Raw genomic sequence first — 13,624 nt, forward strand, 5'->3', positions numbered from 1 at the left:
CTCGCCCTCCGGGCGGTGTTCCGTCGGGGGAGTGTTCACGCCTTCGCCTCCCCGCCGTCGACGCCCTCCTGCTCGAACTGGGTCTGCTGGGCGCGTGCCTCCTCCAGCTCGTGCTGGTGCTCCATGGCCTCCAGCCGGTCGGCCTCCAGGAGTTCGTGCACGGAGTTCATCAGCGTCTCCATGTCGACCACCCCGGTGTACTCGCCGCGCCGCCCGGTGACCGGGACCCGGCCCGAGTTGTCCGTGAGGACCGCCTCCAGCGCGTCCCGCAGGGTGGCGTCCCGGGTCACCGTGTCGTGCACCAGGGTGCCCGCCCGCGCCAGCGACCCCTTGGCCCGCATCAGGTCGCCGCGCCGCAGCCACTTGTAGGGGCGGCCCCGCTTGTCGAGCAGCAGGATCTCGTTCGTGCCGCTGGAGCGGAGCTTGCCGAAGATGTCCTGGAGCGGGTCGTCGACGGTGACCGTCGGGTAGTCGGTGATCTCGACGTCCCGCACGCGGCTCAGGTTCAGCCGCTTCAGGGCGGCGCCCGCGCCCACGAAACCCGAGACGAAGTCGTCGGCCGGGTTGGTGAGGATCGCCTCCGGGGTGTCGAACTGCGCGATGTGCGAGTGCTCACGCAGGACCGCGATCCGGTCGCCGAGCTTGATGGCCTCGTCGAAGTCGTGCGTCACGAAGACGATCGTCTTGTGCAGCTCGTGCTGGAGCCGGATCAGCTCGTCCTGGAGGTGGTCGCGGGTGATCGGGTCCACCGCGCCGAACGGCTCGTCCATGAGGAGTACCGGCGGGTCCGCGGCGAGCGCCCGCGCCACCCCGACGCGCTGCTGCTGGCCTCCGGAGAGCTGGCGCGGGTAGCGGCCCTGGAACTCGGAGGGGTCCAGGCCCACCAGGTCCAGCATCTCCTCGACCCGCGCCTTGATCCGCGCCTTCGGCCAGCCGACCATCTTCGGGACGAGCGCGATGTTCTGGGCGACCGTCATGTGCGGGAACAGCCCGGACGACTGGATCGCGTACCCGACCTTGCGGCGCAGCTTCACCGGGTCCATGTCGGTGACGTCCTCGCCGCCGATCCGGATCCGGCCGCTGCTCGGCTCGATCAGCCGGTTGATCATCTTCAGGGTGGTCGACTTGCCGCAGCCGGACGGGCCGACGAACACGACGAGTTCGCCCGCCTTGATCTCCATGTTGACGCTGTCGACGGCCGCGTCGCGGCTGCCGGGGTAGCGCTTGGTGAGGTTCTCCAGCTCGATCGTGGCGCCCGTGGTCGACGAGGCGGCGGCGGCATCGGCGGTGTCGGGCCGCTCGGTGCGCCCGGTGGTGTCGGCGGTCTCAGGCACGGATCCCCCTCGGGATGGTCAGCCGGCCGATCAGGACGTACGCGGCGTCGAACAGCAGCGCGAGGATGATGATCCCGACCGTGCCGGCGAGCACCTGGTTGAGAGCGTTCTTGCTGCCCAGCGAGCTGATGCCGCGGAAGATCTCGTTGCCGAGTCCGGGACCGGAGGCGTAGGCCGCGATCGCCGCGATGCCCATCAGCATCTGGGTGGAGACCCGGATGCCGGTGAGGATGGGCGGCCAGGCCAGCGGCAGTTCCACGCGCACCAGCCGGGCCACCCGTGACATGCCGATCCCGGTGGCCGCGTCGACCAGCGAGGGATCGACGCCGCGCAGACCGACGATCGCGTTGCGCACGATCGGCAGCAGTCCGTACAGCGTCAGGGCGATGACCGTGGGCGGGACGCCCAGGCCCACGATCGGGATCAGCAGACCGATCATGGCGAGCGAGGGGATGGTCAGGATCGCCGAGGTCGTCGTGGTGGCGAGGTTGCCCGCCCAGTCGCTGCGATAGGTGAGGACACCGATCACCACCCCGATGAGGGTCGCCACGACCATGCACTGGAAGACCGCGCTGGCGTGTTGGTAGGCGTCCGTGAGCAGCTGCTCATGGCGGCTGCTCAGGTACTCCCAGAAGTTCACGCCACGTCACCTCGGTCGCTCGGTTCAGTGCTCGGTCGCTGCCTGTTCCACCAGCGGGATGATCCGCAGCGGAACCGGGTTCTCCATGACGATCGCCGTGGACGCCCGGACGATGCCATCAAATCCGACAACCCGGTCGATCACCCGCTGGAGGTCGGCGTTCGAGCGGGCCACCAGGCGGCACAGCATGTCCCCGCTGCCGGTGGTCGTGTGCAGCTCCAGGACCTCGGGCACGGTCGCCAAGTGGGCCCGTACGTCGGCCCCTTGGCCCTGCCGGATCTGCAGGGTGGCGAACGCGGTGACCGGGTAGCCGAGCGCGGTCGGGTCGACCTGGGGACCGAAGCCCCGGATGACTCCATTCGACTGAAGACGGTCCATCCGGGCCTGCACGGTGCCCCGCGCGACCCCGAGCCGCCGGGACATCTCCAGGACACCGATGCGCGGCTCCCGCGCGAGCAGGACGAGCAGTCGCCCGTCCAGATGATCGATCGCCACAGGTGCCTCCGGGATGGTCATCATGTACAGAAAGCCCGCCGGTGTGGGCCATCCGCTGTACAGATTGCTCAGCTGATACGCGAACTATTGCGCACCTTGCGGAACGGCGGGAGTCTGCGGCCATGACGCAGACCACACACCACACCCCCGACACCGCCCGGCAGGCCGACCCCTTCCCGGTGAAGGGGATGGACGCGGTCGTCTTCGCCGTCGGCAACGCCAAGCAGGCCGCGCACTACTACTCCACGGCCTTCGGCATGCGGCTCGTCGCCTACTCCGGACCGGAGAACGGCAGCCGCGAGACGGCGTCGTACGTCCTCGAGAACGGCTCGGCGCGCTTCGTCTTCACCTCGGTGATCCGCCCGACGACTCCCTGGGGCACGTTCCTCACCGAGCACGTGGCGGAGCACGGCGACGGCGTCGTCGACCTCGCGATCGAGGTCCCGGACGCGCGCGCCGCGTTCGCGTACGCCGTCGAGCACGGCGCCCGCGGCATCGTGGAGCCCCACGAGGTCAAGGACGAGCACGGCACGGTCGTCCTCGCCGCGATCGCCACGTACGGCCAGACCCGCCACACCCTCGTCGAGCGCACCGGCTACGAAGGCCCCTACCTGCCCGGTTACGCGGCCGCCGACCCGATCGTCGAGCCGCCCGCCAAGCGCACCTTCCAGGCCGTCGACCACTGCGTCGGCAACGTCGAACTCGGCCGGATGAACGAGTGGGTCGGGTTCTACAACAAGGTCATGGGCTTCACGAACATGAAGGAGTTCGTGGGCGACGACATCGCGACCGAGTACAGCGCCCTGATGTCGAAGGTCGTCGCCGACGGCACGCTCAAGGTCAAGTTCCCGATCAACGAGCCCGCCGTCGCCAAGAAGAAGTCGCAGATCGACGAGTACCTGGAGTTCTACGGCGGCGCGGGCGTCCAGCACATCGCGCTGAACACGAACGACATCGTCGAGAGCGTCCGCACCATGCGCGCGGCCGGGGTCCAGTTTCTCGACACCCCCGACTCGTACTACGACACCCTCGGCGAGTGGGCCGGCGACACCCGCGTCCCCGTCGACACCCTGCGCGAGCTGAAGATCCTCGTCGACCGCGACGAGGACGGCTATCTGCTGCAGATCTTCACCAAGCCGGTCCAGGACCGTCCGACCGTCTTCTTCGAGATGATCGAGCGGCACGGCTCGATGGGCTTCGGCAAGGGCAACTTCAAGGCCCTCTTCGAGGCGATCGAGCGCGAGCAGGAGAAGCGCGGCAACCTCTGACCGGCCGAGGGCGGGCCGCCTGCGGGCGGTCCCCCCGGACACGTCGACCCCCTCGGGTCCGGTGGAGGCGCGGCATCCACCGGACCCGAGGCGTGCCCGGCGCCGGCCACGCCCCGCCGGCAGGGGTGCTCAGCGCACGGTCGACGGGCCCGGCGCGGGAGCCGAGGGTGACCGCGGAGCGGCCGGCGCGACGGCGGGACCCGACGACGCCGGACGCGGCGCGGGCTGCGGAGCCGCCGTTCCCGGCGCACCGGCCGCCCCCGCACTCTCCCCGGACTCCCCGGCCGCCCCGGACTCCTCTTCGTGGTCCGACGGCTCCGGCAGGCCCTCGGCCGGCGGTTCGCCCAGCGCCGCCAGCGCCTGCTGCGCCGCGGGCACCAGGAGTGGCGAGAAGGACGGGTTGATCCGCAGCGCCTCCGCGAGATGCCGGCGGGCCGGACCCGTCTTCCCCAGACCTCGCTCGATCTCCCCCCGGTGGTACGCGTACAGCGCGCTGCGCACCTCGCCGCCGTGCTCCTTGTCCATGGTCCGGGTGGCGAACGTCAGCGCCTGCGCGTCGTCCCCGGCCCGGTGCAGCGCCCAGCCCAGCGCGTCCGCGACCGCGATCCCCGGCTGCCGGTCCCACTCGGCCCGCAGCCGCCGCACCGCCTCCTGCGGATCACCGTGGTCCGCCTCCAGGAACCCGATGACCAGCTCGTCGTCCACCCCGCCCACCGCGTCCCGCCGCACCAGCTCCCGCACCAGGTCGTACTGCACGCGCGCCGCCCCGGGAAGCCCGAGCTTCTCGTACAGCTCGCCCAGCTCCAGCGCGTAGCGCGGCGCGGGCCGCTTGGCGAGCGCCGTCTGATAGGCGCGCAGCGCCTCCGAGGTCCGCCCGAGCGCCGCCAGCGCGCGCCCCTGTCCGGCGAGCGCCCCGTGTTCGTCGGGGTCGGTGTTCACCGCCGCCCGGTAGTGGTCCAGCGACTCCTGGACGTCACCGCGCTCCCACGCCAGCTGCCCGCCCTGCTGGAGGAAGGCCGCCTGCTGGGAGGGCGTCGTCGCACCGGCGGTGGCGTCCGCGATCGCCGCCCCCGCGTCCTCCCGCCAGCCTCTGTCCCAGTAGGCCCGCGCCGCGACGGCCTGCGTCACCGGACCGGACCGCAGCGCCAGCAGCTTGTCGAGCGCCCTGCGCGTCGCCTTGGGGTCGCCGAGCCCGGTGTACGCGTCGACGAGCGCGGGATACGCCGTCCACCGCTTCGGCGCCAGCTTCACCGACGCCTCCCCCCACTGCTTCGCGGTCCGGAAGTCACCGCGCGCCACCGCGAGCCCGGCGAGCCCGTCCAGCGCCGCCGCGTTGTCCTTCGGCCGCACGTCCAGCGAGGTGCGCAGCGCCTTCTCGGCCTTCGGGTAGTAGGCGGCCGTCGCCGTCCGGCGGGCCTGCTCCGCGTAGGCGGTCCCGAGCACCGCCCACGACTGGTCGTCGCGCGGATGGGCCCGCAGATGCGTCTCGCGGTCACCGATGAGCGCCGCCAGATCGGGCAGCGCGGCGGGCGCGCCGGCCCCCACGGCGGTCATCGCCCGCGCCACCGGACCGGGGGAGGGCGGCGGCGCGCCGCCCGGGCCCGTGGAGGGCAGCAGCACCAGCACACCGCCGAGCACGACACAGCCGACGGCCGCACCGATCAGCACGCGCCGGGCGAGCGGCGAGCGGCCCGCACCGGGGGCCCCCGTCACCGCAGGCCCGTCCGGCTCCCCGGATCCCGGACCCGCGGCGTCCCCGGATCGCGGACCCACGGGCTGCCCCGGCCCCGGCCCTGCGGGCACCGGCTGTCGCTCTTCGATGTCCATGCCGCTCACTGTGCGTCAGTACGAAGACCACACCCCGGCTTGCCAAGCCCCGCGCGGATGGGGTTCACACCGATGGCCCCGGGTGCGACCCTGTGATCATGAGCCGTATCGAAGCCCCGCGCGATGAGGACACGGCAGTGACCGGCGGCCTCGTCGAACGCCTGCTGGGCGGCCTGCCGGCCGAGGCCGTTCTCACCGACCCGGACGTCACGGCCGCGTACGCCAACGACATGGCGAGCTTCTGCGAGGCGGGCGTTCCCTCCGTGGTCGTCCTGCCGCGCACCGTCGAACAGGTCCAGCACGTCATGCGTGTCGCGAGCGACCTGCGCGTCCCGGTCGTCCCGCAGGGCGCCCGCACCGGCCTGTCGGGCGCGGCGAACGCCTCCGACGGCTGTGTCGTGCTGTCCCTCGTGAAGATGGACCGCATCCTGGAGATCAGCCCGGTCGACCGCATCGCCGTCGTCGAACCGGGCGTGGTCAACGCCGCGCTCTCCCGCGCCGTCAACGAACACGGCCTGTACTACCCGCCGGACCCCTCCAGCTGGGAGATGTGCACCATCGGCGGCAACATCGGCACCGCCTCCGGCGGCCTGTGCTGCGTGAAGTACGGGGTGACCGCCGAGTACGTCCTCGGTCTCGACGTCGTCCTCGCGGACGGCCGGCTGATGTCCACCGGGCGCCGCACCGCCAAGGGCGTCGCCGGCTACGACCTCACCCGCCTCTTCGTGGGCTCCGAGGGCTCGCTCGGCATCGTCGTCCGCGCGACGCTGGCCCTCAGGCCGCAGCCGCCGCAACAGCTCGTCCTGGCCGCCGAGTTCGGGTCGGCCCGGGCCGCCTGCGACGCCGTCTGCCGGATCATGGAGGGCGGCCACGTCCCGTCCCTCCTCGAACTGATGGACCGTACGACCGTCAAGGCGGTCAACGACCTCGCCCACATGGGTCTCCCCGAGACCACCGAGGCGCTCCTGCTCGCCGCGTTCGACACGCACGACCCGGCGGCCGACCTCGCCGTCGTGGGCGCGCTCTGCGAGGCCGCGGGCGCCACCCAGGTGGTCCCCGCGGAGGACGCCGCCGAGTCCGAACTGCTGCTCCAGGCACGGCGGTTGTCGCTCACGGCGCTCGAAGCAGTCAAGGGCACCACGATGATCGACGACGTGTGCGTGCCGCGCTCCCGGCTCGGCGACATGCTGGACGGCATCGAGCGCGTCGCCGAGAAGTACGCCCTGACCATCGGCGTCTGCGCGCACGCGGGCGACGGCAACACCCACCCCACCGTCTGCTTCGACGCCGCCGACCCCGACGAGTCCCGGCGGGCCCGCGAGTCCTTCGACGAGATCATGGCCCTCGGCCTCGAACTCGGCGGCACGATCACCGGCGAGCACGGCGTGGGCGTCCTCAAGAAGGAGTGGCTGGCCCGCGAGATCGGCCCGGTGGGCGTCGAGATGCAGCGGGCGATCAAGGCCGCGTTCGACCCGCTCGGCATCCTCAACCCGGGCAAGCTCTTCTGAGACCCCAAGGGCTACTCACCGTCCACGGACTCGTCCGACGGCCACGGGTCGCGCAGCCACAGGTCGTCGGCCGCCGCGGCCGCACCCTGCTCCAGCGTGGCCGACAGCCTCGGTGAGGGCGCGAGCAGCTCGGCGAGGCCGGCGTCGATACCGAGCTGCTCGGCCTCGGAACCCGGGGGGACCGTCCTCAGGGTGCGCTCCAGCCAGGCCGACACCTGCGCGGCGGGCGCTTCGAGCAGCGCGTCGCCGTCCGGTGAACTCAACGCCATCAGGACGACGGACCGGCCGCCCACCTTCGTCGGCCACACCCGCACGTCGCCGTGCCCGCACGGCCGGAACACGCCCTCGACGAGCAGCTCACGGGCGAACGTCCACTCGACGGGATGGTCCGAGCCGATGTGGAAGGTGATGTGGACGGCGTACGGGTCGTCGGTGCGGTACGTCAGCCGGGCCGGCACAGGGATGCTGCGCTCGGGCGACAGGACGAGCTTGAGCTCCAGCTCGCGTTCCACCACGGTGTGCATGTCGATGCCCTTCCCTTCGTCGTGCACGGGCCCCTGGGCGGGCCCGTACGAGTGGAGAGCGCGTCCGGGCCGGACCATTACGCGGGTCGGGAGAAGTTTTTTTTCCGGGCCCGTCTCCCTCGTTCTCGGACACCTGCCGGACAGCTTCGTGACTCCGCTGCCACGAGGTGGCGGATCCTTGCCCGAAAGGGGTGGGTACGGCGGGACAGGCCGTGACACGCCCGCTGTTCTGGTAGATGTGGACCCCCAACACGACCCCCGAGCAGATACGGGACGACGGCCATGAGCGCCCCAACTCCGGCACCCGGCGACGACAGGCCCCGCGAGGGGTACTACCCGGACCCGTCCATTCCTGGATATGTCAGGTACTGGAACGGCGCCGCCTGGGTGCCGGGCACCAGCCGCCCGGCACCGTCCGCCGGCGAACCGCTCGTCGCTCCGGCCGGAGTGCGTCCCGGCCAGGTGCCCGGGCCCGCCCCGACCCCGGCGGAGGAGACCGGCCCGCACTTCTTCGACGAGGACCCCGAGCCCCGCACCGCGACGCCCTCGGAGGCGCAGCACGGCAGCCGGCCCGAGCCCGCCGCCGCGTGGGGCGCCGACCGCTCCCGGCAGACCGGCTTCGGCGGCGACCAGGACCGCCGGGTGTCGTGGGGCGCTCCGCAGGGACCCGACCCGCGGGTGCCGCGCTCGGCGGGGCCAGCCGACACGGCGTCCCGGCCCGACGGCGTGCCTGTCCACGCGGACGGCACGGCGACGATCCCGCCCGCCGGGCCCGCGGGCGGCGCACCGGCGCCCGCGGCCGGCGGCCCGGTGGTCTTCCGCCGCCCGACCGAGCCGGTGCGGCCCGCCGGCTCCGAAGGGCAGGGCGCCGCGCGCGGCACCGGCGGCACGAGCACCGCGGGGCAGGCGGGTTCGGGCACGGCCGACGGCCGGGCGCTGCCCGCGGCCGGACGCCCCGCCGGTGACCGGAGCCCCGCTCCGTCCGAGGGGACGATGGCCATCCGCGCGCTCTCCCCGCGCACCGACCGGCAGGGCACGGCGCCGGGCGCGGGCACGGGCCGTACGCCGGAAACGGCGCCCGCCGCCTCCAGCGCTCCCGCGGCTCCCGCCGCCCCCGGCCCTTCGGCCGGTGCCGGATTCGGGGCCGGACAGGCCGCACAGGCGGCCGCGGCTCAGGCATCCGCCCAGGCTCCCGCCCCGGCGCCCGCCCCCACGTCCGCGCCCGTACCCGCCGCGCCGGCCTCTCCCGCCGTGCCCCAACAGCCCGGCCCGGCCACGCCGATGGCGCCCGGGTCCGGTGGCGGGCAGCCGTCCTGGGCCCAGCAGGTGCACCGGCTCGCGGGCGAACCGGCCGAGGAGGGGGCGCCGGTCACCCCGTGGAAGCCTCCCGTGGAGGACGTGTTCCAGGCCGCCGCGCGCCGGCAGTCGGCGGCCCGTCCGGCGGGAATCGGCAGGCGGCTGGCCGCCCGCCTGCTCGACACCCTCGTCCTCGCGGCGGTCACCGGCGTGGCCGCCGTGCCGCTCGGCACCCGGGCGATGGACCACATCGACGAGAAGATCGACGCGGCCAAGCTGTCCGGTGAGAAGGTCACCGTCTGGCTCCTCGACGGCACGACCTCCGTCTGCTTCGGCGGCATCCTCGCCGTGCTCCTCGTCTTCGGCGTCCTCTACGACGCCCTGCCCACCGCCAAGTGGGGCCGCACCCTGGGCAAGAAGCTGTGCGGTGTCGAGGTGCGTGACATCGAAGGCCACGAGCCGCCGACCTTCGGGCGGGCCCTCGGCCGCTGGCTGGTCTTCAGCGTCCCGGGCCTCCTCGTCGTCGGTGTCGTCGGCGTCCTGTGGGGTCTGTTCGACCGGCCCTGGCGCCAGTGCTGGCACGACAAGGCGGCCCACACCTTCGTGGCCCAGCACTGACACGGAGGGGACGGCGCCCCGGGAATCCCGGAATCCGTCCCCCGGACGGCCCCTCGCCGGATGCGGAGGCCCGGGGTTCGCGGTCGACTCGGGCCATGAGCAGCGAACCGCCGCCCCCGGGCCCCGGCCAGCCGGACGACGACCCGTTCACGAAGCAGCCCCCGCCCGCGCAGGGCGGGGGTTCCCCGTACGACCCGCCGCCGGCCGGCGGCCAGCCGCCGCCCTACGGGGCCCAGCAGCCCCCGCCCGGCGGCCAGCCTCCCCCCGGCGGTCAGCCGCCGCCCTACGGTGGCCAACAGCCCCCCTACGGCGGCCAACAGCCCCCCGGCGGCGGACCCTACGGCGGTCAGCAGCCCCCGTACGGCCAGGGCGGGGATCCCTACGGCGGTGGCGGACCCTACGGTGGCGATCCGCTCGCCGGGATGCCGCCCCTCGCGGAGAGCGGCAAGCGCGTGCTCGCGCGCATCCTCGACATGATCCTCGTCGGCATCGTGGTGTGGCTGCTGTCCTGGGCGTTCGGCGTCACCGAGTACAACGTCGACTCGGACAAGATCGAGTACGGCAAGTCCTTCGGCCAGTCCCTGGTGGCCGCCGTGCTCTACGTCGCCTACGACACGGTGATGATCAGCCGGACGGGGCAGACCGTCGGCAAGAAGCTGTTCAACCACCGGGTCGCCAACCTCGACAACGGCTCGACGCCCTCCGTGCAGACCTCGCTGGTCCGCGCGCTGGTCCTGTGGCTGCCGTTCGCGTTCTGCTGCGCGTGCATCTGGACGGCGATCGCGGGCGGCTGGAGCTTCTTCGACAAGCCCTACAAGCAGGGCCTGCACGACAAGGCGGCCAAGACGGTGGTGGTCCGCACCGGCTGACCGCGCGACCGCGGCGGCGGTCCGGTTCCTCGATCACGAACGGCGGGCCCGTACTGCACGGGCCCGCCGTTCGTGGTCGAGGATCGACGCCTCCGGGGCGTCCGCGCGCGGCGTCAGCGCTCCGCGTGTTCGCGTACGCGGCGGCCGGGGGCCGCGGAGACGGACGCGGTCTCCCGCTGCGCCGGCACCTGTTCGCGGACAACGGGGGCGGCGGCGGACGGTGCCTGCCTGGGGAGCGGGACCGTCATGGCCACGAGCAGTCCGAGAGCGAGCGCCGAGAGGGTGATCAGCACGATCCCCAGACTCGAACTCGTCTGTGACAGCAGCAGCATGGCGAGAGTGGAGAAGATCACGGTGCAGGAACCGTAGGCAAGCTGTGCGGCGGTCGGACGAGGCATGGCAATCGTGTCCTCGGATGGAGTGCCTCCCCCCGGGTGCCTCTCGCGACGGGGGAGGGTGCGGACAGGAATCGGGGGTGGGACAACGGTGTCGACTTGGCTTTCCGCCGACTTCCCGACGCTCCGCCAATCGACTCTAATCGCCTGCATGCCCGACAGGAACGACCGGTAAGCGTGACCTTACCCACGGTGCCGGTGCACAGGGGGCGCACGGAGTCATCACGTCCACCAAGTGGACATCTCGACGCGCCGGTTGGGGGTTTGTGAGCGCGTCCGGATAGCGAACGACCGCTCCGCATAATGCACTTGCCAGGTTCAAGTCAAGATCTGTTTTTTCTTTGGTAACTCCGGTCAAATGTCGTCACTTGAATCGCGTTGCGCGCGCGGACCTCCATGACCCGGAACCCCCTCCGCGTGAACGGGCGCGGGGGAGGACATCAAGTGACCAACAGACCATGGACGTTCAGAGCAGCAGCGGTGGGCGTCGCCCTCGCAGCGGCTACCGCCACGTTCTCTACGTTTGCCGTGGCGGAGGCCGACTCGGCCGCCAAGTCACCGGTCGTGGACCGCCACGACCCGCAGCCGGCCAAGAACACGGTCGACCACGACCTGGACGGCCCGCTGAGCAAGACGCAGAACGCACAGCGCCAGGAGGCGCTGAGCCAGGTCATATCCGGCGACGCCTCGGTCAAGGACCGCAACGGCTCGAAGGTCGTTCAGCTCAAGAGCAAGAAGGGCTCGAGCAAGTACGTCGAGCTGGGCCGCGAGAAGACCGACAAGATCTTCACGATCCTGGTGGAGTTCGGCGACAAGACGGACCCGAAGTACGGCGGCTCCGCCGGCCCGCTGCACAACAAGATAGCCAAGCCGGACCGCAAGAAGGACAACAGCACGGCCTGGCAGGCGGACTACAACCAGAAGCACTTCCAGGACCTCTACTTCGGCACCGGCAAGAAGACCGAGTCGATGAAGAAGTTCTACGAGCAGCAGTCCTCGGGCCGCTACTCGGTGGACGGCGAGGTCGCCGACTGGGTCAAGGTCCCGTACAACGAGGCCCGGTACGGCAACAACGCCTGCGGCTCCACCAACTGCCCGAGCGTGTGGAACGTCGTCAGCGACGGCGTCACCGCGTGGGTCGCCCAGCAGAAGAAGGCCGGGCAGTCGGACGCGGCCATCAAGGCGGACCTGAAGCAGTTCGACCAGTGGGACCGGTACGACTACGACGGCGACGGCAACTTCAACGAGCCGGACGGCTACATCGACCACTTCCAGATCGTGCACGCCGGTGAGGACGAGTCCGCCGGTGGCGGCGTCGAAGGCACCGACGCGATCTGGGCCCACCGCTGGTACGCGTTCGGCACCGACGCGGGCGCCACGGGCCCCGGCGACAACAAGCTCGGTGGCGCGCAGATCGGCGACACCGGCATCTGGGTCGGCGACTACACCATCCAGCCGGAGAACGGCGGACTCGGCGTCTTCGCCCACGAGTACGGCCACGACCTCGGTCTGCCGGACCACTACGACACCGCCGGCGGTGACAACTCCACCGGCTTCTGGACCCTGATGTCCTCGGGTTCCTGGCTCGGCACCGGCAAGGACTCCATCGGTGACCTGCCCGGCGACTTCAACGCGTGGGACAAGCTGCAGCTCGGCTGGCTGAACTACGACACCGCCAAGGCCGGCAAGCAGTCCACCCACAAGCTGGGCATCGCCGAGTACAACACCTGGAACAAGCAGGCGCTCCTCGTCACCCTGCCGGACAAGGAAGTGACGACCACGGTCGTCAACCCGGCCCAGGGCGCGACCCAGTGGTGGAGCGGCAGCGGCGACAACCTGAAGAACACGCTGACCCGGTCGGTGGACCTCACGGGCAAGTCGTCGGCGAAGCTGACCCTCGACGGCTGGTACGACATCGAGGCGAACTACGACTACCTCTACACCGAGGTCTCGACCGACGGCGGTGCCAACTGGACCGCTCTCGACGGCACCGTGGACGGCGCCGCGATCCCGCGTGACGGCAGCGACAAGCCCGCCCTCACCGGCACGATCGACGCCTACGCGAAGCTGTCGTACCCGCTCGACGCCTACGCGGGCAAGAAGATCGACGTGCGTTTCCGCTACCAGACCGACGGTGGCGTGGCCCAGAAGGGCTTCGCGGCCGACGAGATCAGCGTGACCGCGGACGGTTCGGCGCTCTTCTCGGACAACGCCGAGTCGGCGGACGCCGCGTGGACCGCGGCCGGCTTCTCCCGCATCGGCGCGTCGTTCACCAAGGACTACGCGCAGTACTACATCGCGGAGAACCGCCAGTACGTGTCGTACGACAAGACCCTCAAGGTCGGCCCGTACAACTTCGGCTTCTCGACGACCCGTCCGGACTGGGTGGAGCACTACCCGTACCAGAACGGCCTGTTGATCTGGAAGTGGGACACCTCGCAGGCGGACAACAACACCAGCCAGCACCCCGGTGTCGGTCTCGCGCTCCCGATCGACGCGCACCCGAAGGCGCTGTGGTGGGACAACGGCACCCTGATGCGCAACCGCATGCAGGCCTACGACTCGCCCTTCAGCACGTTCCGCACGGACGGCATCACGCTGCACAACGCGGACGTCGCGACGAAGATCCCGTCGTCGAAGGGTGTCTCGGTCTTCAACGACCACACCAGTGACTACTACGACAACCGGAACCCCACCGGTGGCGTCAAGGTCACTGACACCAACACCAAGATCGAGATCGTCAAGGAGGCCAAGGACGGCTCGACGATCTCCCTCAAGGTTGGTCCCGCGGTGAAGTAGTCAGCATTTCCGCAGGTCAGAAGCGTATCGGCGGCAACCCCCTGGCGGGTT

The 13,624-nt window shown here is 71.4% G+C and carries 11 protein-coding genes; 5 read left to right on the forward strand and 6 right to left on the reverse strand.

Going from position 1 to position 13,624, the window contains the following annotated elements; translation table 11 throughout:
* Positions 1-35: 35 nt before the first annotated feature.
* From OG406_RS24735 to OG406_RS24745, 3 genes are read right to left on the reverse strand one after another with little or no spacing between them, the layout of a single operon-like run.
* Positions 36-1,334, reverse strand: coding sequence for a betaine/proline/choline family ABC transporter ATP-binding protein (locus OG406_RS24735; RefSeq protein ID WP_164374944.1), 1,299 nt, complete (start codon positions 1,332-1,334; stop codon positions 36-38).
* Positions 1,327-1,974, reverse strand: a complete 648-nt coding sequence (locus OG406_RS24740) for an ABC transporter permease (RefSeq protein WP_081217523.1) — start codon at positions 1,972-1,974, stop codon at positions 1,327-1,329. Before OG406_RS24740 ends, OG406_RS24735 begins: the two co-directional genes overlap by 8 nt.
* 24 nt (positions 1,975-1,998) lie before the next feature.
* The gene (locus tag OG406_RS24745; RefSeq protein ID WP_179165248.1) at positions 1,999-2,469 is read right to left on the reverse strand and encodes an Lrp/AsnC family transcriptional regulator; all 471 of its coding nucleotides are present in this window, start codon (positions 2,467-2,469) and stop codon (positions 1,999-2,001) included.
* A gap of 122 nt (positions 2,470-2,591) precedes the next feature.
* On the opposite strand from OG406_RS24745, the gene hppD reads away from it, so the two are divergent.
* On the forward strand, positions 2,592-3,737 hold the full coding sequence (gene hppD / locus OG406_RS24750) for a 4-hydroxyphenylpyruvate dioxygenase (RefSeq protein WP_164374943.1): 1,146 nt from the start codon (positions 2,592-2,594) through the stop codon (positions 3,735-3,737).
* A 129-nt stretch (positions 3,738-3,866) separates the two neighbouring features.
* Here the strand turns inward: hppD and OG406_RS24755 are convergent, their stop codons facing one another.
* Positions 3,867-5,564, reverse strand: a complete 1,698-nt coding sequence (locus OG406_RS24755; RefSeq protein WP_329187822.1) for a tetratricopeptide repeat protein — start codon at positions 5,562-5,564, stop codon at positions 3,867-3,869.
* A gap of 92 nt (positions 5,565-5,656) precedes the next feature.
* Between OG406_RS24755 and OG406_RS24760 the strand changes: the two genes are divergently transcribed.
* On the forward strand, positions 5,657-7,072 hold the full coding sequence (locus OG406_RS24760) for an FAD-binding oxidoreductase (protein WP_266614101.1): 1,416 nt from the start codon (positions 5,657-5,659) through the stop codon (positions 7,070-7,072).
* An 11-nt stretch (positions 7,073-7,083) separates the two neighbouring features.
* On the opposite strand, the gene OG406_RS24765 is transcribed toward OG406_RS24760, so the two are convergent.
* Positions 7,084-7,596 (reverse strand): SsgA family sporulation/cell division regulator, encoded by a 513-nt coding sequence (locus tag OG406_RS24765; RefSeq protein WP_329190960.1) that lies wholly within the window; start codon positions 7,594-7,596, stop codon positions 7,084-7,086.
* Between the two features lie 282 nt (positions 7,597-7,878).
* Here OG406_RS24765 and OG406_RS24770 point away from each other — a divergent pair, with 282 nt between their 5' ends.
* A complete protein-coding gene (locus OG406_RS24770) occupies positions 7,879-9,510 on the forward strand; it encodes an RDD family protein (protein ID WP_329187824.1) in 1,632 nt (543 codons plus the stop codon).
* Positions 9,511-9,605: 95 nt separating this feature from the next.
* On the forward strand, positions 9,606-10,379 hold the full coding sequence (locus OG406_RS24775) for an RDD family protein (protein WP_266848245.1): 774 nt from the start codon (positions 9,606-9,608) through the stop codon (positions 10,377-10,379).
* Positions 10,380-10,492: 113 nt separating this feature from the next.
* Here the strand turns inward: OG406_RS24775 and OG406_RS24780 are convergent, their stop codons facing one another.
* Positions 10,493-10,777: a hypothetical protein gene (locus OG406_RS24780; RefSeq protein WP_266614095.1), complete on the reverse strand. Its 285-nt coding sequence runs from the start codon at positions 10,775-10,777 to the stop codon at positions 10,493-10,495.
* Between the two features lie 441 nt (positions 10,778-11,218).
* On the opposite strand from OG406_RS24780, the gene OG406_RS24785 reads away from it, so the two are divergent.
* Positions 11,219-13,573 carry an immune inhibitor A domain-containing protein gene (locus OG406_RS24785; RefSeq protein WP_329187827.1) on the forward strand — a complete coding sequence of 785 codons (2,355 nt, stop codon included), beginning with the start codon at positions 11,219-11,221 and terminating at the stop codon, positions 13,571-13,573.
* The last annotated feature ends 51 nt before the right edge of the window (positions 13,574-13,624 follow it).

Origin of the sequence: Streptomyces sp. NBC_01428, assembly GCF_036231965.1 — a bacterium.
GTDB lineage: Bacteria > Actinomycetota > Actinomycetes > Streptomycetales > Streptomycetaceae > Streptomyces.

Excerpts from the sequence above, each read along its gene's own strand:
- OG406_RS24780 (WP_266614095.1), bottom strand. The coding sequence starts at position 10,777 with ATGCCTCGTCCGACCGCCGCACAGCTTGCCTACGGTTCCTGCACCGTG.
- OG406_RS24775 (WP_266848245.1), top strand. The coding sequence starts at position 9,606 with ATGAGCAGCGAACCGCCGCCCCCGGGCCCCGGCCAGCCGGACGACGAC.
- hppD (WP_164374943.1), top strand. The coding sequence starts at position 2,592 with ATGACGCAGACCACACACCACACCCCCGACACCGCCCGGCAGGCCGAC.
- OG406_RS24755 (WP_329187822.1), bottom strand. The coding sequence starts at position 5,564 with ATGGACATCGAAGAGCGACAGCCGGTGCCCGCAGGGCCGGGGCCGGGG.
- OG406_RS24765 (WP_329190960.1), bottom strand. The coding sequence starts at position 7,596 with ATGCACACCGTGGTGGAACGCGAGCTGGAGCTCAAGCTCGTCCTGTCG.
- OG406_RS24770 (WP_329187824.1), top strand. The coding sequence starts at position 7,879 with ATGAGCGCCCCAACTCCGGCACCCGGCGACGACAGGCCCCGCGAGGGG.